Source organism: Bacteroidota bacterium, assembly GCA_008933805.1.
GTDB lineage: Bacteria > Bacteroidota > Bacteroidia > UBA8524 > UBA8524 > SB11.
Map to the genome: position 1 here is coordinate 165,966 of WBUH01000006.1, position 22,008 is coordinate 187,973.

Genomic DNA, 22,008 nt, shown 5'->3' on the forward strand with positions numbered 1-22,008 from the left:
ACCAAATTGTAACTAAACGTATATAAACCAAAAGTAAGCGATGAAAAACCTGATAATCATATTCTTTGCCCTATTGACAATAAGCCTTAGGGCCAATGGCGGCGATAATGAGTTTGTGGCCTTCTCGCTAAAAGGTAAAGTACAATACAAAAACAAAGCGGCCGACAAAGCATGGACGGCTGTTGCCACCAAAACCCCCTTCTACAAAGGAGCGGTGGTAAAAATAGGCAAGGGCGAAGAATTGGTGCTGTTGCACAAAAACTACAAAACCATAAAGCTTATCAAAGCCGGCGAGTACAAAATAGATAATCTTATTAAAGAGGCTGAAAAACAACCCGCCGACGAAAGCACTGCCTATTTGCAGTTTATATGGAAAGAGTTTAACAAAAAACACAAAGATGCTGAAAGCTACCACAGTGAGTATATGCAAACCAAAGGCGGCGTGGAGCGCAGCGGCTGCACACGCCCGTTGATGCTAACCCCCGTGTATGGCGAAAAGAAACACGGTGAAAACATCACCCTTACATGGGCACAGGATAGCGGCACTACTACCTATACTGTAGTGTTTTTTGAGAACGAAAACGAAGACACCAAGTTGTTGGAGTTGGATGTAAACGGCACATCGCTCACCCTTTCGGCACAAACATTTTGGTTTCGTCCCGGCAAAACCTATTACTGGGTGGCCTATCCCAAAGGCAAACCCAACTGCGCCCGCTACACATTCAGCATAATAAAAGACGAAGAAGCCCAAGCGTTTCTTTCAGGGATAGCGAAACAATTAGAAACGTATACTGTAACGGCTCTTGATTATGTAAAAGCCGCATCACAATTAGAAGAAGCAGGCTATATGCAAGAAGCAGGGGAGTACTACAAGAACGCAATGGTACTATCCAATTATGCCGACGAATTCAAAATAATCTATAGTGGTTGGCTGGCTCGCGCAGGCAACTTTGAAGAAGCCCGCAAATGGTGGGTAGCATAACAATCCTAAATGTCATGAGAAAAACCGTATTGGTTATAGTTTCCCTGTTTGTGTTTGCTCACTTGCAAGCACAGATAGAGCTTATCAAACAAAAGCCGGATGCCATAAACGGCAAAGGCAAAATATACGCCTTGATTATCGGGATTTCGGATTACGAAAACATAGGTGACCTGAACTATGCCGATGAGGACGCCCAAGACTTTTACGACTTTTTAGTAAAAGAATCAGACTTAGGAGTCGACTCAAACAACGTGCGCTTATTGCTGAACAAAAACGCGACTTCGGCCAACGTGGGTAAAGAGTTGCTTAAACTCAAAAACCGCATGGAAGAAGGCAGCACCTTCTTTTTCTATTTTGCCGGACACGGCGATGCCAACGGCGAAGCACAGGCGTTTTTGTTGGCCTCGGATTTACCGCCTGTTGAAGACCCCAGCCTGTATGCCTTTGGCGGCGGGGTGATTCACGTGTACTTTATCAAAGACGAAATCCGTAAAATAATCACAGAGAAAAAGACCAACGTAATATTGGTAACCGATGCCTGCCGCACCAACGAATTGGCCGGAAGCAAAGAGGGCACCAAGGCCTACGTAAATAAAATCATGGAGCAGAACAGCGGCGAAATTCAATTTATAAGCTGTGCTGCCGATGAAAAATCAGAAGAGAGCGACTCTTGGGGACAAGGAAGAGGGGTGTTCTCTTACTTTTTTATGAACGGACTACGCGGTTTGGCTGACAGTCGCCCTGCCGATGGCAAAGTAACCGTGCGTGAATTGTACGACTATGTTCAACGCAACGTAGAAGAAGCAACCATTGTTACCGACGAAGACCTGATTGCCGTAACGGGCAAAGCGTTCCGTCAAAGTCCTCAGTATTGCTGCACCGAAAAGCAAAACGCCACCCTTGTATTGGTAAATGATGCGGTGAAACAAAACGCCATTGCAAAAATGGCCGCCGCAGAGCACACCATTAAACTGGCCTCAAACAAAGGCCGCTCGGCAATACGCACCCTGCAAACCAGCGATAGCGTATTAAAAGAGTTGTACAACAAATTTTATGATGCACTAGACAATAAAAAGCTGACCTCACCCAAGGGAAAATCGGCATGGGATTATTACACAGCCTTTAAAAACCGAGCGGGCAAAAACGGCCCCGGTGTTTTTGATGCCACCGAAGACATAAAAGCAGCCTTACTTAACGATGCGCAAATCACCATTAATGCGTTTTACAGCTACAACGATAAGTGGGGAATGAGCGATAAAACCAAACGCGACTTTTACGAAGAAGGGGTAGAGAAACTACGCAAGGCCCGCAGTTTGATGGCTCCCGACGACCCCAACTCACCCATTGTAAAACTTACCCGCCAGTGCATGGAGGCCGCGGGAATATTTGCCTCAAACCAACCCGACGACTGGAAACGTGGAATAAAGATGATGGATAGCGCAATTACAGCATTCCCTAAAAATCCATTGCCATTATTTTTAAAAGGCAGGCTGCTATACAATATGGCAAGCTACGATTCAGCCTTGGTGTACCTGCGCAAAAGCCATAGCATCGCTCCACGCTGGAGCATGCCTACTATTGGCATATCGGACGTTTACAGTGAGTTGGAGCAGTACGATAGTGTGGAAGTGCTACTGAATGAAGTGATAGAAAAGAACCCCGTAGCCATTGCCTATTTTAAATTAGGCTACCACTACGGAGAACACAAAGAAGACTATGAGAGTGCTGTGTTTTACAGCAAAATGGCACACGAACTGGCTCCTGAAAAAACCAACATCATTAACAACATCGGAGCCTATTACGAAAAACAAGGCGAAGAAGACTCTGCGCTTGTGTATTATGAAATGGCGTATAGCCTAGACTCGAACAACGCCTTTACGCTGTGCAACATTGGTAAATACCACCTTGAAAAAGGATATTACGAAAAGGCAGAGGAAGCCCTTTTAAGGGCGCTTAAAGCCGACTCAACGGAATCGGTTGCCTATCGAAGCTTGGGAGATTTGTATCTTAAAAAGAGCGATTTCTACCAATATAAATTGGGTCAACGGTTAAAGTTCTGGAACTTATCTATTGCCAACTATGAAAAGGCAATTAAGTACAAACCGGCCGACAAATATTTATACTCAATAAAAGCATCTGCTGAGTCGGTGATGGACATTGCTTTATCAGAAGCAACCATGAACCGATATCTAAAATATGGTAAACCTGACGCGGACTATTACAACGAGTTTGCATTAATATACCTGCACAACGAAGACACAGCAAAAGCAATGAACCTCTTTAAAAAGGGGATAGAGGCCGATAGCAACTTCTATTATCCGTATTTTAACATTGGCGAGATATTTTATTACAACAGCCAATGGGATAGTGCCCTTAAGTATTATGAAAAGGCAATCAGCATTGATGATAAAATCAATTATTTAGGCTACAAGACAGAAAGAATAAACGAAAAGATACAAGAGGAGCTGGATAGAACAGAATTAATAGCTACAAAAGAAAGATTGTTGGTTACTCAGCAAACAGATATTAACTCGGCTCTTGAGTTGGCAAACATATACCTTAGCGAAGGCAACAACGATAGCGCGTATGCACTGTATTTGCGAGTGATAGAAAATGATCCTCAAACCTCGTCGGATACCTATTTAAGCCTTTTCCAAAGTGCGCGCTACAGCTACGAACACACTGTAGATACCGCGATAATGTATTTAGCCAAGGCAGCTCGTGAACGTAAAGATATTTCGCTGGCGTATGAATACATCTATTATGTAAAAGACAATAGTGGATATTTATACAATGAAGAAGCGGCTGAGTGCGGGAAACTTTACTTTGCTTGTGAACCTACCCAGCCGGATGATTACAGACTTGGCGATATGGCGTATTACATAGCGATGGTTTACAACAACAGCGGGGATACTGAAAAAACGCTGGGTTGGCTGGAAGAAAGCCTTAAAAAAGGCTATTGGGCAAGCAATCTTACAATGGACTACAACTTTGATAACCTTGCGGAGAACAAACAGTTTAAAAAGCTGATTAAAAAATACGGCAAGAAACAAAAGCAACAAGCACCCGTAGAAGATGAATATAATTGGCGGTAACTTTGGCGCATGATAAGGGAATTGCCCGAGCCTTTTTCAATCAGGATGCAGCAACAACTGCAAACCGGATTTAACGAATATGTCGCTGCCATTGGTGCTGACGCACCGGTATCGTTACGGATAAACCCCGAAAAGATAAAAACAACGCTGCCTTACCCAAAGGTAGCTTGGTGCAACGACGGGTATTACCTGCCCGCTCGCCCTGTTTTTACCTTCGACCCCTTGTTTCAGGCAGGAGCCTACTATGTGCAAGAAGCGGCGAGTATGTTCACGGGCTATGCCCTGCAACAAATCAACCCGCAAAACAAAGCGATAAAAGTATTGGATTTGTGCGCAGCGCCGGGGGGTAAAAGCACTCAATTAGTAAGTACGATATCGAAAGACAGTCTATTGGTGGCAAACGAGGTGATAAAAACACGCGTGGGGGTATTGCGCGATAACCTTGAAAAATGGGGCTACCCCAACACCATTGTTACCAATAACGACCCTAAAGATTTTGAAGCCCTTGAAGGTTTTTTTGACGTAGTGGTTTGTGATGCACCGTGCAGCGGGGAAGGACTTTTCCGCAAAGAACCCGAATCAGTTAAAGAATGGAGCGAAGCCAACGTGCAACTGTGCAGTCAACGCCAGCAGCGCATATTGGTATCAGCCATCAAGACACTGAAAGACGGCGGGCACTTGATTTATTCAACCTGTACCCATGCTCCCGAAGAAAACGAACTAAACGTAGAGTGGATGTGCCGTGAATTCGGCCTTGAAGAAGTGAAACTGACATTACCCCAAGGCGCAGGCATTGTCGAGTCGAATATCGGGTATCGTTTTTATCCCCACTTAGTAAAAGCCGAAGGGTTTTATTGCGCGGTTTTGCAAAAGAAAGGCGATAACGAAACCAAGCTTTCAAGAACAAAGAAACCTCTTTTTATAGCGGCAAGAAAAATAGGCGCAGAACTATCCAACTACTTTAGCGCAGATTATCCGTTGGCCTTTTTCGAGCGTAATATCATGTGGTGTGCTTTTCCCGCGAAGTACGATGAAGACCTTAATCTGTTGGCAGAGAAACTGTACATTGTTTCATTCGGAACAGAAACAGGAGAGTTAATGAAAGGCGAGTTACTACCCGCACAAGGATTGGCCAACTCTATCATCCGCAACAAAGAAATTTTTGAAAGCTATGAGTTAGAAATAACCGAGGCGGTAAAGTATTTACGCAAAGACGCCATTTTTGACGATAGCGGCATCAAAGGCTGGAAACTTGCTACTTTTCAGGGCATCGGCCTGGGTTACTTCAAAAACCTTGGCAACCGCACCAACAATTATTTCCCCAAAGAGCGCAGGATTTTAAAAACCCCTTTGCAAGAAGAAATAGGTACGCTTACAATGTAAACGGCGCGCATTAGCACAAGGGATTCACTTGTTTATCAACAAATCCAAAAACTTTACGAACTTTGCCCCTTGCGGCAAAACCCGCTTCTACGCACATGCAACAACAGGTAATATACGGTGTGAGGCCCGTAATTGAGGCTATTGAAGCCGGTAAAACCATCGATAGGGTATATATTGAAGAAAACGCACGGGGAGAACTGGTAACACAGCTTCGCCGAATGCTGAAAGAACAGGAAATTCCACACCAAATCCTGCCCCAATACCGCTTTTTTAAAGTAGCCGACCGTAACAAAAACCACCAAGGTGTGGTGGCGTATGCTGCATTGGTAGAGTATCAGGAAATTGATGAAGTGGTGCAACAAGCCTTTGAGCGCGGCGAAACTCCGTTAGTGTTGGTACTTGACCGCATTACCGATGTGCGCAACTTTGGTGCATTGGCCCGTACCGCAGAGTGTATGGGGGTTCATGCCCTGCTGATACCCTCAAAAGGGGCGGCAGCAATAAATGAAGACGCCATTAAAACCAGTGCGGGCGCATTGATGAAAATACCCGTGTGCCGTACCCATAACCTTAAAAACGCATTAGAATACCTGCACGACTCAGGCTTGCAACTGGCGGCTGCTACTGAAAAAGGAGCGGTAAACTGCTGGCAAGCCGACCTTAAAACTCCGCTGGCATTGATAATGGGCAACGAAGAAGAAGGTGTTTCGCCCGAATACCTGAAACGCTGCGACACCTTACTAAAAGTACCCATGACAGGCACAATAGAATCGTTAAACGTATCGGTAGCCGCCGGAATGTTGTTGTACGAATGTGCACGACAAAGAGGTCATTAGTCGTTTTAGTTTGGTTAAAAAGAAATAAAACCCGTTGTTGCAACAATGATAGCATTCCATACACACGAAATAGAGCAGATAAAGCAAACCGCAATAGAGGCCGAAAGAAACAAGCGGCTTCCTCAGTCGGTTTTGGAGTTGCTATACAAATACAAATTACTAAAGCTGTTTGTACCCAAAGAACTGGGCGGTGCTGAAGCAACCCTGCCGCAAGCACTAGCGGTATTTGAAAACTGCTCCTATATTGATGGTACATTAGGCTGGATGGCCGCCATTGGAAGCGGAGGAAATTATTTTACAGGCTACTACAGCGAGGAGACTGCGCAAAAACTGTTTTCTGCTGAGAACGCCGTGTTGGCCGGCAGCGGACATGTTGGTACAGCCAAAAAAACGAACGGAGGATACACAATAAACGGAAGCTGGAAGTATTGCAGCGGAACCGGCATAGCTACATTTTTTACTGTATCGGCGACCGATGAAAATGGCGAGATAAAAGCATTTACACTGACGCCGGAACAAGTTAATGTATTACAAGACTGGGACGCTTTTGGGCTAAAAGCCACCGAAAGCAACTCGATACAAGTAACGGACGCATTTGTACCTGATGAGTTAGTATTTGATTTATCAAAACCTCAGTTAAGCTACAACCACTATAAAGTGTACAGCTTTCCGTTTACATTGTTTGCACAATACTCTTTTGGCGCGGTAGTATTGGGATTGTATCGTTCATTTGTTGAAGAAGCAGAAAAATACGCCAAGCAACACGCGGACAATAGCGAGCGCAGCAAAACAATAAACCAACTGCTGAACAAAGCGCGCATTAGTGTAGATAAACACGCAGCAGCATTTCATAAATCGGCGCAGGCCACTTGGGATGCGCACATAAGCGGAACAGGAATAGGAGAAGCATTAATGATTGAGGGAGCCGAAACAGTATTGGCTATATCAGCATGGGTGCCCCAAATAACCACCAACATCTTTTCGCATTTGGGAATGACAGCCCTTATGGAAAAGCAACAGCTTAACCGCGTGTACCGTAACCTGCTTACCGCCAATCAGCACATACTTTTAAGAAAGTATTAAATTATTTTGATGCAAAGAGGTTGGATTATAAACACTCAACCTATTTACTACATTTGTAATCTTTCTAAATAAGAACATCAGTACAATGAAACATATCAGCGAAAGGTTGTTAGTCCCTGAAACCGTTGCCGCCATGTCGAACGAGTTTAAAACCAACCATCCGTACCCACATATAATTATCGATGATTTTTTAAAGCCTGAAACTGCCTCGGCAGCGTTTGACAACTTCCCTCCATACGAGTTGTTCAACAAAAAATACAAAGGGCTGAACGAGAAAAAGGCAGAAGGAAGTAACATTGAAGACTTTAACCCTATTTTCTCTGAAATCATCAACGATTTGTCATCGCCTGATATGTACAAATGGATACAACAGGTATGTAATATAAAAGAAGAAGTGGTGATGACTGACGATGCCGAAGGCCGCGGATTGCACCAAGGAGGCAAAGGCAGCTTTTTGGATATACACATCGATTTTAACATACATCGCAAACACAACCTGCACCGCAGGTTAAACATACTTATCTACCTTAATAAGCACTGGTTGCCCGAGTATGGGGGTGGCTTAGAAATGTGGAACCCCGATGTAACCAAAATGGAAAAGGTAGCAGAGCCTAAATTTAACCGCTGCCTTATTTTTGAAACGAACGAGATAAGCTACCACGGTTACGGTCGCATAAACGTACCCGAAAACGAAAGTCGTAAAAGCATTTACGGCTACTATTATACCCAAACCCGCGATGGTGCAGTACCCTATCACGACACAGTGTTTAAGGCACGTCCGGAGGAAGGAAAATTGAAGCAAATACAGACGGATTTGAAGGAAACTACTAAAAACACCATCAAAAGGGTGTTAAAAAAAGTAGGAATAACCTTTAAATAATTGATTGTTTGGCCTTGCCAAAAGCAAGTAACAATTCTTTAACCTTTACTTAACAATCCACTAACTGGCAAAAATTTGTTGAGAAATACTTTTGCGGCAGCAAAAAGTATTATATGAAATTAAAAATCCTGGGTTCTTTATTGTTAATGCTATTGGCATTATCATCGTTTGCCCAAAACGGCACTATTTCAGGAAAAGTGGTTGATGAAGCAACCGGCGAAGAAATGGTGGGCGTTACCATACAGGTACTAAACAACGGTAAGTTTACTACAACCGATCTTTTTGGCGACTATGCCATCCGCGATTTAGCCCCCGGTACTTACACCATAGAGGTTAAATACGTTTCTTACTCAACAAAACGCATCAGCGATATTATTGTTGCCAAAGGCGCTAACGTAACGGTTAACGTTACCATGCAGGAAGTGATAAGTGAAGTGGGCGAAGTAGTAGTTGAGGCTACCTATAAAAAGGAATCGATTAACGCACTGCTGGTTCAGCAAAAAACAGCTATCCAAATCGGTGACGGTATATCAGCCGACATTATAAAGCAATCACCTGTGAGCAACTCGGGCGATGTGCTTAAAAAGGTGAGCGGCGCCAGTATACAAGGCGGTAAGTTTGCGGTAATACGCGGCTTGAACGACCGTTATAACACAGCCTACCTGAACGGCGCACCACTACCCAGCACCGAACCTGACCGTCGTGCATTTTCGTTTGACATTATCCCTGCGGGTATGTTGGACAACATGGTGATTAGCAAAGCTGCTACACCTGATATGCCCGGTGATTTCTCGGGTGGTATTATCCAATTGAACACAAGGGATTTCCCCGCTGCTAATTATTACAACTTTTCACTTAGCACCGGATACAACACAGTTACTACCGGAAAAACATTTTTTGATTATGAAGGCGGAAGCCTTGACTGGGCCGGTTTTGATAACAGCCGCAAATTGCCCGAAGGCTTAACACAAGACAATTTAGGCAGGATGGAAAAAACAACTGCCAACTCGCAAAAGTTTAAAAACGATTGGGGTAGTACCAAAATGACGGCAATGCCCAACGCCAGCCTTTCATTCTCAATGGGACAAGTGTTTAAAAAAGACTCGTCTGAATCTGAATTTGCAAGTGTATTTGGACTTAGCTATAGCCACTCATACAAAACCAACCCTATACGCCGCCAACAACGTTTGGTAGAAAGTACCGATAACCAATTACTATTGGATGTAAACGATACCCAGTATATAACCGAAGTTTTGTGGGGTGCTTTGTGGAACTTGTCGTATAAAATCAACAAGAACAACAAAATATCGTTGAAAAACCTTTACAACGTTAATGCTGAAGACCAAACTATTCACCGTTGGGGAACCAACTACGATGCTGACCAAAACCAAAAGGCGGAGTCGTATTTTTATACCCAAAACCACATTTACTCAGCACAGCTTACCGGAGAACACATGTTCCCCAAAAACAAGATTAAATTTACTTGGACCGGCGGTTACAACAACATCCAACGCGATATACCTAATTACCGTATTATTCAATACCAAAAAGGAACTACAGCTCCTGATAGTACTTACAACGTATTCTTAGGGCCCGCCCCCAGTGAGCGTTTTGGCGCACGCTTTTTCCAACGCCTGAAAGAAGAGCTTGCCAGCGTAGGCGGTGATGTGTTGATTCCGTTGAAGCAAATACGCAGTGTAAAAACCGACATGAAGGTAGGTGCTTACTTCCAAACCCGTAGCCGTAGCTTTGATGCGCGCTTTACAGGTTATACCGCAAACATTGGCGGTTTAGACCCACGTTTCTACTTACCGGTTGATAAAATATTTGCACAAGAAAACGGGTTTTTGATGGCTGAAGCCACTAACCCTAACGATAAATACACTGCAAGCTCAGACTTGCGTGCTGCTTACATAATGTTTGACAACCGTATTGGCCGCAGGATTAGGGCTGTATGGGGTGTTCGCTACGAGAGCTTTGTACAACGTTTGGATTCGCGTAAGCAAGGTTCCGGTGACCCTGTGAGCATTGGCAAAGAAAACGCTGACCCATTGCCCTCTATCAACTTAACGTATGAAATGTCGGCCACAACCAACATTCGTGCATCATACAGCCGCACAGTTTCAAGGCCTGAGTTTAGGGAACTAGCCCCCTTCGGTTTCTTTGACTACAACAACTTTAGCGTAGTAACCGGTAACGATTCGTTGGTACGCGCTACAATTAACAACTTCGACATTCGCTACGAAATTTACCCCGGCGAAGGACAGCTACTTTCAGTATCTGCGTTTTATAAAGACTTTACAAACCCTATTGAAGGTATTATTATTCCTAACGCGGGTGCAGGTTCATTTAACGCATCTTACAAAAACGCCCCTAAAGCTACTTTGTACGGTATTGAAATAGAAGCCCGCCGCAACCTTGGCTTTATTAAAAAGAACAGCGAGTTCTTTAAGAACTTTGTGTTGTTTGGAAACTTTGCCTACATCATCGGTGAGGTAGATTTGAGCAACGTTACCAGCTCTACTCAAAAAAGCCGCCCAATGCAAGGTCAATCTCCTTACGTGTTGAACGTTGGTGCACAAATGAAGGAATTGAAATCAGGCTTGCAGATTGCAACATCGGTTAACCGTGTAGGTCGTCGTATTGTGTTTGTAGGTACAGGTGATGCAGGTTTGTTCCCTCACTTGTGGGAAAACCCACGTACCGTTTGGGATTTGCAAATAAGCCGCAAGTTTGGCAAGTTTGATTTGAAACTGAGCGTATCAGACATTCTTGCACAAAAACTAATCTTCTACCAAGACCGTAACAAAAACGGTAAGATGGATAGTTTTGAGAGCAACGAAGACATTCACTTTACCTCTTACACCCAAGGCCGTACAATCAGCTTTGGTGCCTCGTACAGCCTACGTTAACAAAACGTTAACTGTTTTAGATAAAATTATAGTTTAAGCGCCCCTTTACTAAAGGGGCGTTTTTATTATACGGCTTATTTACAGGGAATTGTGTTTTTATCAAATAGGCATTTAACATTCTTTTAACCAAGTTTTAACACACACACAAAGTGGGGCTTCTAATCTTGCACCCAAAGAAAAATCATCAAGAAACATGAAAAAATTATTTTTTACTTTACTTGCCGTGTTTGCAGCAAGCTTCATGTTCGGACAGATAGTAGTGAATGCCGACATTACTACTAACACCACATGGACTGCTAACAACAGGTACGAACTAAAGAACATTGTGTTCGTTACCAACGGAGCAACTCTAACAATTGAGCCCGGTACCGTTATTATGGGTGACTCAGCATCCAAAGGTACTTTGGTTATTACCCCCGGCTCTAAAATATATGCCGTAGGTTCAGTAGAAAAACCGATAGTATTTACCAGCAACCAACCTGCAGGAAGCCGTACTCGCGGTAGCTGGGGTGGTTTGGTACTTTTAGGTAATGCAAAAATCAACGTACCGGGTGGTACTGCAAAAGTAGAAGGCATTATTGATGCTAAAGGTACTTACGGTGGTAACGACGACGATGATTCATCAGGTGTTTTGAAATACATCCGTATTGAATTTGCCGGTGTTCCTTTGAACCCTAACCAAGAGATTAACTCACTTACTATGGGTGGTGTAGGTCGCAAAACCTCAATCTCTCACATTATGGTTACCGAAGCTTATGACGACTCTTACGAGTGGTTTGGCGGTACTGTAAACGCTAAATACCTTATTGCTAACCGCGGTTGGGATGATGATTTTGATACAGATTTCGGTTATACTGGTAAAGTACAGTTTGGTGTTGTTGTTCGCGACCCGGCTATCGCCGACCCAGGTTCAGGTTCTTCATCATTTTTCGAATCAGATAACGACGGTACAGGTTCAACCAACACTCCTCAAACAGCTCCTGTATTCTCAAACATTACTGTTATCGGGCCATTGCAAACGTCTTCAACCAGCATCAACACAAACTTCGTTCGTGCTGCGCAATTGCGTCGTAACACAGCCCTATCACTATTCAACTCAGTAGTTACCGGTTACCCTCGCGGTATTATGGTTGACGGTGCTGCAGCTGTTGCCAACGCAACCGCAGGTACTCTAGATGTTCGTAACACATTGTTTGCAGGTATCCCAACCAACCAAAAATTCTACACCAACCAAGGCTCTTTTGATGCTTACGCTTGGGGTAACGCTACAGGAAAAGGTAACGACAGCGTAACTAACAGTTCTGATATTAACGTTGTTAACCAAACTACTTTCAACGCTCTTGATTTGAGGCCAAACACAGGTTCTCCTGCTTTAACAGGTGCTGCTTTTGCTGATGCTAAACTACAAGGCGGTTTCTTCTCAACTACTACTTACCGTGGTGCGTTTTCACAAAACGATACTTGGGCTGATTGCTGGTGTAAGTGGGATGCTCAAGGCGAAAACTACACCAACGGTGTTAACTATACTGCTACTTCTGATTTTACAGTAAACGTAAACGGTGCCACAGTATCAGTAACTAACAACTCAACCAACGCTACTTCATACTCTTGGAACTTTGGTGACCCTAACAGCACAAACGACGTGTTTACTGTTCAATCACCAGCTCCTTACACTTATACCTCAAACGGTACTTACAACATCACTTTAGTGGTTCGTAACGGTAACTGTCCTCCAAAAACCATCACTAAATCAATTCAAATCACTTCATTGGTTTCTCAAACTGTAGTTGTTGCCGGAGATATCACCACTAACACTACTTGGACCAGCGACAAAATTTATGAATTGAAAAACATCGTGTTTGTTACAAACAACGCTGAACTTACAATCCAACCCGGTACTATTATCAAAGGTGACTCTGCTACTAAAGGTACTTTGGTTATCACTCGCGGTTCAAAACTATTTGCAATAGGAACTAAAACTCAACCTATCGTTTTCACATCTAACCAACCAGCAGGTAGCCGCAAACGTGGTAGCTGGGGTGGTGTAGTATTGTTGGGTAGGGCTACTATCAACGTTCCCGGCGGTACTGCTATTGTTGAAGGTATTACCGATGTTAAAGGTACTTACGGTGGTAACGACGATGCTGATAACTCAGGTGAATTGAAATACGTTCGTATTGAATATGCAGGTGTTCCTTTGAACCCTAACCAAGAGATTAACTCACTTACTATGGGCGGTGTAGGTAGCGGAACAAAAATCAGCTACGTACAAGTAACCGAAGCTTTTGACGACTCTTACGAGTGGTTTGGCGGTACTGTAGATGGTAAATACCTTATCTGTAACCGTGGATGGGATGATGATTTTGATACTGACTTCGGTTTCCGTGGTAAAATTCAATTTGGTGTAGTATTGCGCGACCCAGCTATCGCTGACCCAGGTTCTGGCTCTTCAGCTTCATTTGAATCTGATAACGATGCTGCCGGTTCAAGCAACACTCCTCAAACATCTCCTGTATTCTCAAACATTACCGTTGTAGGTCCTCGCGCTGTTGCTGGTCAATCAATCAACAGCAACTACGTTCGTGCTTTGCAAATCCGTCGTAACTCAGCTACTTCAGTATTCAACTCAGCATTTGCCGGTTACACTGATGGTTTGTTTATCGATGGTTCAGCTTCATCAACCAACGCTACCAACGGTGCTCTTGCATTCAAAAACAACGTAATGGCCGGTTTCACAAGGAACTTCCGTAGCAACACTGCTTCGTTTGATATTAACACTTGGGTAAAAACTACAGGTTTCAACAACGATACTGTTGTTCTTTCAACCGACTTGCGTTTGAACGATCCTTATACATTTGCTAACCCTGATTTGAAACCTAACGCTACTTCACCATTGCTAACCGGCGCCAACTTTACTGATGCTAAATTGCAAAATGCGTTCTTTACTACTACAACTTACCGTGGTGCATTTGCACAAAACGATACTTGGACTGATTGCTGGACTAAGTGGGATCCACAAAGTGAAACTTACAACTCAGCTATCAACTACGTAAAAGCTACTGCACAAGGTAACGGTCAAGTACAATTTGGTGGTTACACTTACAAATTCACCAACAGCTCACTAAACGCTGATAAGTATTTCTGGGATTTTGGTAACGGTGATACCGATACTGCTAAAAACCCAACCTATACGTTCCCTTCAGACGGTCCTAAAGCAGTTAAGCTTATTGCCTTCTCTGGTTGCGGAAACGACAGCACAACCATCAACATCACTGTTGTGAACGTTCCTGAAGTTGCCCGTAAAGTAGAAGCGTTGGTATATCCAAACCCTGCTCAAAACATTCTTAATGTTGAGTTTAACATGCCGGTTATGGAAAATGTTAAAATCATCGTTACAGATATCACAGGTAAAACAGTTGTAAATGCTTACGAAGTTGAAAACGCCTTCGGTCGTCAAAACCTAAGCCTAAATACATCTGAATTTAACAACGGTGTGTACTTCATCAACATTAGCACTCCTACTGCTATGGGTACTCACAAGTTTGTTATCATCAAGTAATAATAAACCACTTTTTAAAAGTTGATAAGGCCCGCACTATGTGCGGGCTTTTTTGTTTTTCGGGCTGCAGCAAAAACTTCATGTTTTTTTGAACGCACCCAATACTTATGTGTATAATGCAAAAGCAACGCTAGGGCACAGTTTGCCCATCTTGGGTTGTTAAGGGCGGGTTTAGCAAACGTTAAGCTATGTGTTTTTAGGTCAATGTAATTGCATACCTATTGGCAGGCTTAAAATCTTTGCTATTTTTGCCGTTTGGAGATAATTTATGGCTAAGATACACGACAGGGAAAGGCCTAGTTTTGAGCCTTCTAATAACGTAACAGTGCAACGCTGCTTTTATGCCTACGAATGGGCTGAAGAATTTGTGAAAGGCAAGCGCGTAGCCGATATAGGCTGTGGTACCGGATACGGCACCATTCATTTGGCAAAATTTGCCGAAAGTGCCGTTGGGGTAGATTACAGTGTGGAAACGGTAGCACAAAACAAAAAAGACAACGCACACATTACCAACCTTGAGTTTATAAACTGCACGGTACCGCCTATTACGCTACCCGATGCAAGTTTTGACGTGGTAACGGCGTTTCAGTTTATTGAGCATTTGAACGACCCCTTGGGTTTTATAAAAGAAGCTAAACGCATTTTGAAACCCGGCGGTGTGTTTTTGTGCACCACTGTAAACGCAAAAATGTCATTAGCCCGCAACCCCTTCCACGTGTTTGAATACACGTTTGACGGCATGGAGGCTGATTTCCGCAAAGTTTTCGGCGATGTAGAAATGATTGGTTTGCAAGGAAACGACCGCGTAAACGAATACTACAAACAAAATGCTAAGTGGGTTCGCAGTATTATGAAGTGGGATATATTGGGATTGCACAAAATATTGCCCGGCAAAGTATTGGCGTTTCCGTATAACTTGCTTACCAGCATGATGCGTCGCAACCTTATGGAAGAGAACAAACAAACAACTGACATAAATACGTCGGATTTCTTTTTACAAAAAGATAACCTTGATAAAACTTGGGATATATTCGTAATTGCAAAAAATTAAAATTGCTTTCCGCTTAGAACTAAGACATGAACAATTACAAAAAGATAAATAACATTTTCGGCTGGTTGTCGTTTGTGGCGGCTTTTGCCGTGTATGCGCTAACCATGGAGCCAACATCCAGCTTCTGGGATTGCGGCGAGTTTATTTCGGCATCATACGGTTTGCAAGTAGTGCACCCGCCGGGCGCGCCCCTGTTTTTGATAATAGGCCGCTTCTTTTCATTGTTTGCCGGCGATAATCTGCAAATGGTTGCACCGTTGGTAAACATGGTGTCGGTGCTTTCAAGCGCATTTTGCGTAATGTTTACTTTTTGGATTACCACCTACTTCGGTCGCAAACTGGTACAAAAAACCGTTGCACAACCGGGTATGGGTCATACAATAGCCATTATGGGTGCCGGTTTGGTGGCCGCACTTACCCTTACCTTTAGCGATACCTTCTGGTTTTCTGCTGTTGAGGCTGAGGTGTACGCTGCTTCATCATTCTTTACCGCCATTACCTTTTGGGCCATTTTGAAATGGGAAGAAAATGCAGACGACCCCACCAGCGACAAATGGTTGGTGTTTATAGGTTACCTAATCGGTTTGGCAATTGGTGTCCATTTATTGAACCTGTTGGTTATTCCTGCAATTGTTTATGTGTACTACTTCCGCCGTTACAACGGTAAAATTACTCGCAAGGGTCTTATCCTTGCCGGTTTGTTGGGCGGTGTAATACTTGTGTTTGTTCAGTTGGGTGTTATTCCCGGTATTCCTTCAATTGCCGCAAAATTTGACTTGTTTTTTGTGAATTCACTAAAAACAGGCTTTGGTGTAGGTGCTATTTTCTTTATGGCATTGCTGATGGCCGCTACCGTTTACGGCATTATTTATACCCGCCGCAGGGGCAAAGTGTTCTTTAACACTATGTTGCTGTGCTTCTCGTTCATTATCATCGGTTACTCTTCATACACAATGGTGTTGATACGCTCACGCGCCAACCCCCCCATTGACATGAACAACCCTGATGACCCCTTTAACCTTGTTTATTACCTGAACCGTGAACAATACGGCGACCGTCCGTTGTTGCGCGGCCCATACTTTACCGTTAAGCGCGAAGACTATACGTTTGAAGAAAAATCAAAACGCTACCGCCGCATGGACAACAAGTATGCGGTAATTGGCCAAAACTATAAGTTTGTTTACAAAGACAAAGACCAAATATTCTTCCCACGTATATACGACCACAACGATGCCAGCCACGCACAAGGCTACCGTTTGTGGAGCGGCATGAGCGAAACGCAAAAGCCGAAGTATAAAAACAACATCAAGTTCTTTATTGATTACCAAATGAACTGGATGTATTTCCGCTACTTTATGTGGAACTTTAGCGGAAGGCAGAACGATGAGCAGGGTATGATAGGTTTGGTAAACGGTAACTGGATTTCAGGTATTCCGTTTGTTGACGAAGCCCGCCTTGGGCCTCAAGCCAATATCCCTGAAGATTATACCAAAAACAGAGGCCGCAACAAATACTACATGTTGCCCTTTATCTTAGGTATCATCGGTTTAATATTCCATATTAAGAACGCTCGCGGAGACTCGTTTATCTTGGGAATACTATTCCTGATAACCGGTGCAGTACTGATAATTTACCTAAACCCGCCACCGTTTGAACCCCGTGAACGTGATTACGTATTTGTGGGGTCATTCCAAGTATTCTGTACGTGGGTCGGTCTTGCAGTATTAGCCCTAGTAACGTGGTTAAGCAAAAGAATTTCGCCAATGGCAGCAGCAGGAGCAGCTACCGTGGTGTGTCTGTTGGCTGCCCCTATGTTGATGGCCAGCCAAAACTGGGACGACCACGACCGCAGCAACCGTTACATGACCATTGATTTTGCGAAAGACTACTTGAACTCGTGTCCTAAAAATGCCATCTTGTTTACCAATGGTGATAACGACACTTACCCGCTGTGGTATGCCCAAAACGTAGAGAAATACCGCACAGACGTGCGTGTAATTAACTACAGTTTGTTGGGTGATGGTGAATATGCCAACGGACTACGAAACGCAGCGTATGAATCAGCTCCGATTAAACTTTCGTTTTCTGTAGACCAATGCTTGATTGACAAGTACCAACACATACCTCATATACCCGGTAATCCTAAATACAGCCCGAATGAGTATTATGAGTTGAAAGATATGATGGCCTTTGCAGCAAGTACCAACGAGGCAAACATGTACTACAATACCAACGCAAACCCACCTGAGTACATTCCTTATATCCCTGCTAAGAAATTCAAAATCACAGTGGATATGAATAAGTACATAGCCAACGGATGGGTAGCAGCCAACGATACCATTAACCGTGTGAACGAATTAACGTTTGACCTACCCGGAAATGCTTTGTACAAAAACGGATTGTTGCTATTAGATATTATCGCAAACAACTCAGCCGACAGGCCGATATGCTTTACCACTACTACCGGTAACGATGTGTACATGGGCTTAACCGATTATTTTGAAATGCGCGGATTGGTGTACCGTTTGGTACCCTTCAAAACCCCATCAACATCACAAAACACTCACGGCCGTGTAAATACAGATACCTTGAACAAGTTGTTGGTAGAAACCTACGCATGGGGCGGTATGGAGAAATACCCAATGTATGTTGACGACAAAGCCAAATTAGTTCCTTACAATGTTCGTAACCACTTTGGCCGATTGGCAGAAGCACTTGTAGCAGAAGGCAAAAACGAAAAAGCAATTGCAGCTATCGACCACTGCTTGAAATCGATACCTAACGACAACTATCCATATACCGACAACATGGTGTACTTGGTTGATTTGTATTACGCCGCAGGAGCTAAAGAAAAAGGCCGTTCATTAATGAATGCCTTAATAAAGAGCGCCAAAGAAAGGTTTGAATACTTTGGAGCTTTTAAAGGCTCAAAAGCCAAAGACATTGGTGTATCAGAAGAAAAACGCTATGCTTTAGGCGCGTTGCAAAACTGTGCTTCAATAGCTAATAAATACGGCGAAAAACAAGTGGTTGACGAGTTGCAGAAATACATTCAGCAATTTCCCAACACCAATAATTAAATAACTCATTAAGCAAAAAAGCCCCGAACAGGGGCTTTTTGCGTTATAAGCAAGGTATTTACTACTTTTGATGCGTGGTAAATTTTTCCCGCACCAACAACATCATTGGCTGGCTACTTTTTTTTGCCGCCCTGCTGGTTTATGCCCTTACCCTTGAGCCGTATGTTAGCTACTGGGATTGCGGGGAATTTATTGCGGCCTCATACAAGCTGCAAGTGGTACACCCGCCCGGCGCACCGCTTTTCCAAATGCTGGGCAGGTTGTTTAGCCTGCTATCGTTCGGCGATGAAACCCGCGTAGCTTTTTGGGTTAATATGCTTAGTGCAACATCAAGTGCGTTTTGCGTAATGTTTACCTACTTTATCACCATTCGTATTGCCCAAAAACTGATTAATCCCGCCCAATTACCCATTACAAAAAACAAAGCCATTGTGCTGTGGGGCAGTGGCATCATTGCTGCGCTTACCCTCACCTTTAGCGACACCTTTTGGTTCTCAGCTGTTGAAGCCGAAGTATATGCCCTTTCCTCTTTTTTTACCATGCTGGTGTTTTGGGCAGCCCTTAAATACGACGATTCGCAAGACAACAAGACCCAATGGTTGCTGTTTATCGCCTTTGCTGTAGGGTTATCCATAGGTGTGCACCTGCTCAACCTGCTGGTAGTTCCTGCCGTTGTATTAGTAATTGTGATGAGCGGAAAACCCTTTCAATGGTTGCGTTTACTGTGGGGCAGTGCATTAGGAGTGGCACTACTTCTTTTCATTCAGTTTATTGTTATTCCCAAATTGCCGCAATGGGCAGCCGACACCGACCGTTGGATGGTAAACGGTTTCGGGGCTTCTTACGGGATGGGCATTATATTGTTTTTTACCGCCCTGTTAATCATTGTAACCACCCTGCTGTTTATCAGCCATAAGAAACAGTGGGCAGCAGCGCAAATTGGGCTGTTGTGTGTGGTGTTTATACTGATTGGATACTCTTCGTACCTTATGGTGCCTATTCGTGCCGCTGCCAAGCCTCCGGTAAATATCAACGCACCTGCTGATGCCTATTCGTTTCTCTCCTACCTGAACCGCGACCAGTATGGCAGCCGTTCACTATTGCACGGGCCGTATTTTAACGCCCCTATAAAAGACTTTACACTGGGCAAAGAGGCATGGAGGCCTTCGGGGGGCAAATACGAGGTTACAGGCCGCGAAAATGAATATAAGTTTGACCCCGCCTATACTACCTTCTTCCCCCGAATGGGAAATGCCTTCGACGGTTCAAGCCAAACAGGTTACATAGGCTGGACAGGTGTTGACCCGTCAAAGCCGCCGACCTTCGACAAGAACCTTGAGTTCTTTTTCAAGTACCAAGTATTGCACATGTATGTGCGCTACCATCTTTGGAACTTTTCAGGTCGACAAAATAACCGTCAAGGACACGGGAACGCGGTGCACGGAAACGGCGTAAGCGGCATTAGCATTCTTGATGAAACCATTTCTGCCCCCGAAGAAAACCTGCCCGCCATCCTTGCACAAAACAAAGGGCGCAATTTTTATTATTTATTACCACTACTATTAGGGTTGGCGGGATTGCTATACCACGCTTCGCCCAAAAACTACGGGTTTTGGCCGTTGTTTTTATTGTTTCTGTTCACAGGCTTTTTCCTTTGTTTGTACCTCAACATTCCTCCCTTTGAGCCACGTGAACGAGACTACGTGTTTGTGGGGTCGTTTCAGGTATTTAGTATTTGGGTAGGATTGGGCGCGCTGTGGCTGGCACAAACATTACAGCGCCGAATACCCAAAGGAATATGGATAGGGTTAATAGCAGCATTTTTAGCGGCTCCGTGTTTAATGGCTGCCCAAAACTGGGACGACCACGACCGCAGCGGACGCAGCTTTACCCGCGATTTTGCCCGAAACTACCTGCAAAGCTTGGCTCCCAATGCTGTTTTGTTTGTGTACGGTGATAACGATACCTACCCGTTGTGGTACTTGCAAAACGTAGAAGGAGTGCGCCCCGATGTTCGCGTAGTAAACGCAAATCTTTTGAACACCGATTGGGCGGCAGCCGAGTTGACGGAAAAGAAATACGACTCAGAACCCCTGAAACTTTCCATTTCGCCTGATAAATATGTGTACGACCAGTTTGAGTTGGTGAAGATAGAAAACACAGGCAACGCGATGGAGCTTGAAAAAGCATTGGCATTGCTGGCTGCACCCCCTTCGGAAAAGAACAGGCACAAATACAATAACGGACGCGAGAGAAGCAAACTGTCGGCATCGGGAGTGTATCTCAACATTCCCCGTGAAAATGCAATCGGTATGATAGCCCCAACCGATACGATGTACAGGGTGGCTCGTTTTGAAGTTCCGTTAAGTTCTTCGGCGTTGTTTAGGGCTGAATTGTTGTTGTTGGACGTGATAGCCAATAACTTTTTAGAGAGGCCTATTTATTTCGCATCTCAAAGCGAGGCAGAAAACCTGAAACAACTGAACCGATATTTGCGTTTAGAAGGACTGGCTTACCGATTGGCACCCCTTCAATATCCCGATAGTGTAGGCTATTTCAATCGCCTTAACTCCCGCCAAATGTCAGGCATTTTAAAAGATTTTCAGCTAAACGGGTATAACAACCCGAAACTATATACCGACCCTGATGCCCTTTCGGCAGCGTTTCATTACAGAAACCTGTATTCCCTGACGGCTGAAAAGCTGATGGCCGAAGGAGATACAAGTACAGCCGGCCTTCTTGCCTCAAAATGTAACCAAGCATTTCCTTGTGCGATTGTGGATTACAAACACCCCGCGACGGCTATTAACTTTATTAAAGCAATGAGCAGGGGTGGTTATCAAAAAGAGGCCGAGCAATTGATTACGGATTTTACTACCCAACTGATGCAAAAGACGGTGTATTATAATAGCTTAAAAGGTGGAATTGCAGATTACGAGGGCAGAACAGAAACCGAAAAAGCGGTAAAAACACTTGGCGACTTAAAAGCGTTGTTGTTGCAACTAAACCAACCACAAAAGGCGGCAGAGATTGAAAAGTTTTTAGGGTTTTACAAATAACCTGATTTCATTGCTTTTACCTTTTAGAGCGAAGTAGTATATTGTTTATCCAAAGCTCGCCCCTGAGCCCGCCGAAGGGAACAGTCGT

Annotated in this window: 11 protein-coding genes; all 11 read left to right on the forward strand. The window is 44.0% G+C overall.

Annotation, left to right across the window (positions count from 1 at the left end; translation table 11 throughout):
• Positions 1–40 precede the first annotated feature (40 nt).
• The 11 genes from F9K23_08170 to F9K23_08220 all read left to right on the forward strand — a co-directional run bounded on the left by F9K23_08170 (position 41) and on the right by F9K23_08220 (position 21,920).
• Positions 41–982 (forward strand): hypothetical protein, encoded by a 942-nt coding sequence (locus F9K23_08170; GenBank protein ID KAB2916570.1) that lies wholly within the window; start codon positions 41–43, stop codon positions 980–982.
• Positions 967–4,077, forward strand: coding sequence for a tetratricopeptide repeat protein (locus F9K23_08175; GenBank protein KAB2916571.1), 3,111 nt, complete (start codon positions 967–969; stop codon positions 4,075–4,077). The genes F9K23_08170 and F9K23_08175 overlap by 16 nt, the downstream gene beginning before the upstream one ends.
• A 9-nt stretch (positions 4,078–4,086) precedes the next feature.
• Positions 4,087–5,460 (forward strand): rRNA methyltransferase, encoded by a 1,374-nt coding sequence (locus F9K23_08180; protein KAB2916572.1) that lies wholly within the window; start codon positions 4,087–4,089, stop codon positions 5,458–5,460.
• Between the two features lie 95 nt (positions 5,461–5,555).
• On the forward strand, positions 5,556–6,296 hold the full coding sequence (rlmB, locus tag F9K23_08185; GenBank protein KAB2916573.1) for a 23S rRNA (guanosine(2251)-2'-O)-methyltransferase RlmB: 741 nt from the start codon (positions 5,556–5,558) through the stop codon (positions 6,294–6,296).
• Positions 6,297–6,341: 45 nt separating this feature from the next.
• Positions 6,342–7,379: a hypothetical protein gene (locus tag F9K23_08190; protein KAB2916574.1), complete on the forward strand. Its 1,038-nt coding sequence runs from the start codon at positions 6,342–6,344 to the stop codon at positions 7,377–7,379.
• 85 nt (positions 7,380–7,464) lie between these two features.
• Entirely contained in the window at positions 7,465–8,259 is a 795-nt protein-coding gene (locus F9K23_08195) for a 2OG-Fe(II) oxygenase (protein KAB2916575.1), read from the forward strand.
• A gap of 113 nt (positions 8,260–8,372) precedes the next feature.
• Positions 8,373–11,171: a TonB-dependent receptor gene (locus tag F9K23_08200; protein ID KAB2916576.1), complete on the forward strand. Its 2,799-nt coding sequence runs from the start codon at positions 8,373–8,375 to the stop codon at positions 11,169–11,171.
• A 193-nt stretch (positions 11,172–11,364) separates the two neighbouring features.
• Positions 11,365–14,730 (forward strand): T9SS type A sorting domain-containing protein, encoded by a 3,366-nt coding sequence (locus tag F9K23_08205; protein ID KAB2916577.1) that lies wholly within the window; start codon positions 11,365–11,367, stop codon positions 14,728–14,730.
• Positions 14,731–14,998: 268 nt separating this feature from the next.
• The gene (locus tag F9K23_08210) at positions 14,999–15,781 is read left to right on the forward strand and encodes a class I SAM-dependent methyltransferase (protein ID KAB2916578.1); all 783 of its coding nucleotides are present in this window, start codon (positions 14,999–15,001) and stop codon (positions 15,779–15,781) included.
• 26 nt (positions 15,782–15,807) lie between these two features.
• Positions 15,808–18,861 (forward strand): DUF2723 domain-containing protein, encoded by a 3,054-nt coding sequence (locus F9K23_08215; protein KAB2916579.1) that lies wholly within the window; start codon positions 15,808–15,810, stop codon positions 18,859–18,861.
• A gap of 74 nt (positions 18,862–18,935) precedes the next feature.
• Positions 18,936–21,920 carry a DUF2723 domain-containing protein gene (locus tag F9K23_08220; GenBank protein ID KAB2916580.1) on the forward strand — a complete coding sequence of 995 codons (2,985 nt, stop codon included), beginning with the start codon at positions 18,936–18,938 and terminating at the stop codon, positions 21,918–21,920.
• Positions 21,921–22,008: the final 88 nt, after the last annotated feature.

Coding starts and splice junctions, on each gene's coding strand:
- F9K23_08195 (KAB2916575.1), top strand. CDS start 7,465: ATGAAACATATCAGCGAAAGGTTGTTAGTCCCTGAAACCGTTGCCGCC.
- F9K23_08180 (KAB2916572.1), top strand. CDS start 4,087: ATGATAAGGGAATTGCCCGAGCCTTTTTCAATCAGGATGCAGCAACAA.
- F9K23_08170 (KAB2916570.1), top strand. CDS start 41: ATGAAAAACCTGATAATCATATTCTTTGCCCTATTGACAATAAGCCTT.
- rlmB (KAB2916573.1), top strand. CDS start 5,556: ATGCAACAACAGGTAATATACGGTGTGAGGCCCGTAATTGAGGCTATT.
- F9K23_08205 (KAB2916577.1), top strand. CDS start 11,365: ATGAAAAAATTATTTTTTACTTTACTTGCCGTGTTTGCAGCAAGCTTC.
- F9K23_08200 (KAB2916576.1), top strand. CDS start 8,373: ATGAAATTAAAAATCCTGGGTTCTTTATTGTTAATGCTATTGGCATTA.
- F9K23_08210 (KAB2916578.1), top strand. CDS start 14,999: ATGGCTAAGATACACGACAGGGAAAGGCCTAGTTTTGAGCCTTCTAAT.
- F9K23_08175 (KAB2916571.1), top strand. CDS start 967: ATGGTGGGTAGCATAACAATCCTAAATGTCATGAGAAAAACCGTATTG.
- F9K23_08215 (KAB2916579.1), top strand. CDS start 15,808: ATGAACAATTACAAAAAGATAAATAACATTTTCGGCTGGTTGTCGTTT.
- F9K23_08190 (KAB2916574.1), top strand. CDS start 6,342: ATGATAGCATTCCATACACACGAAATAGAGCAGATAAAGCAAACCGCA.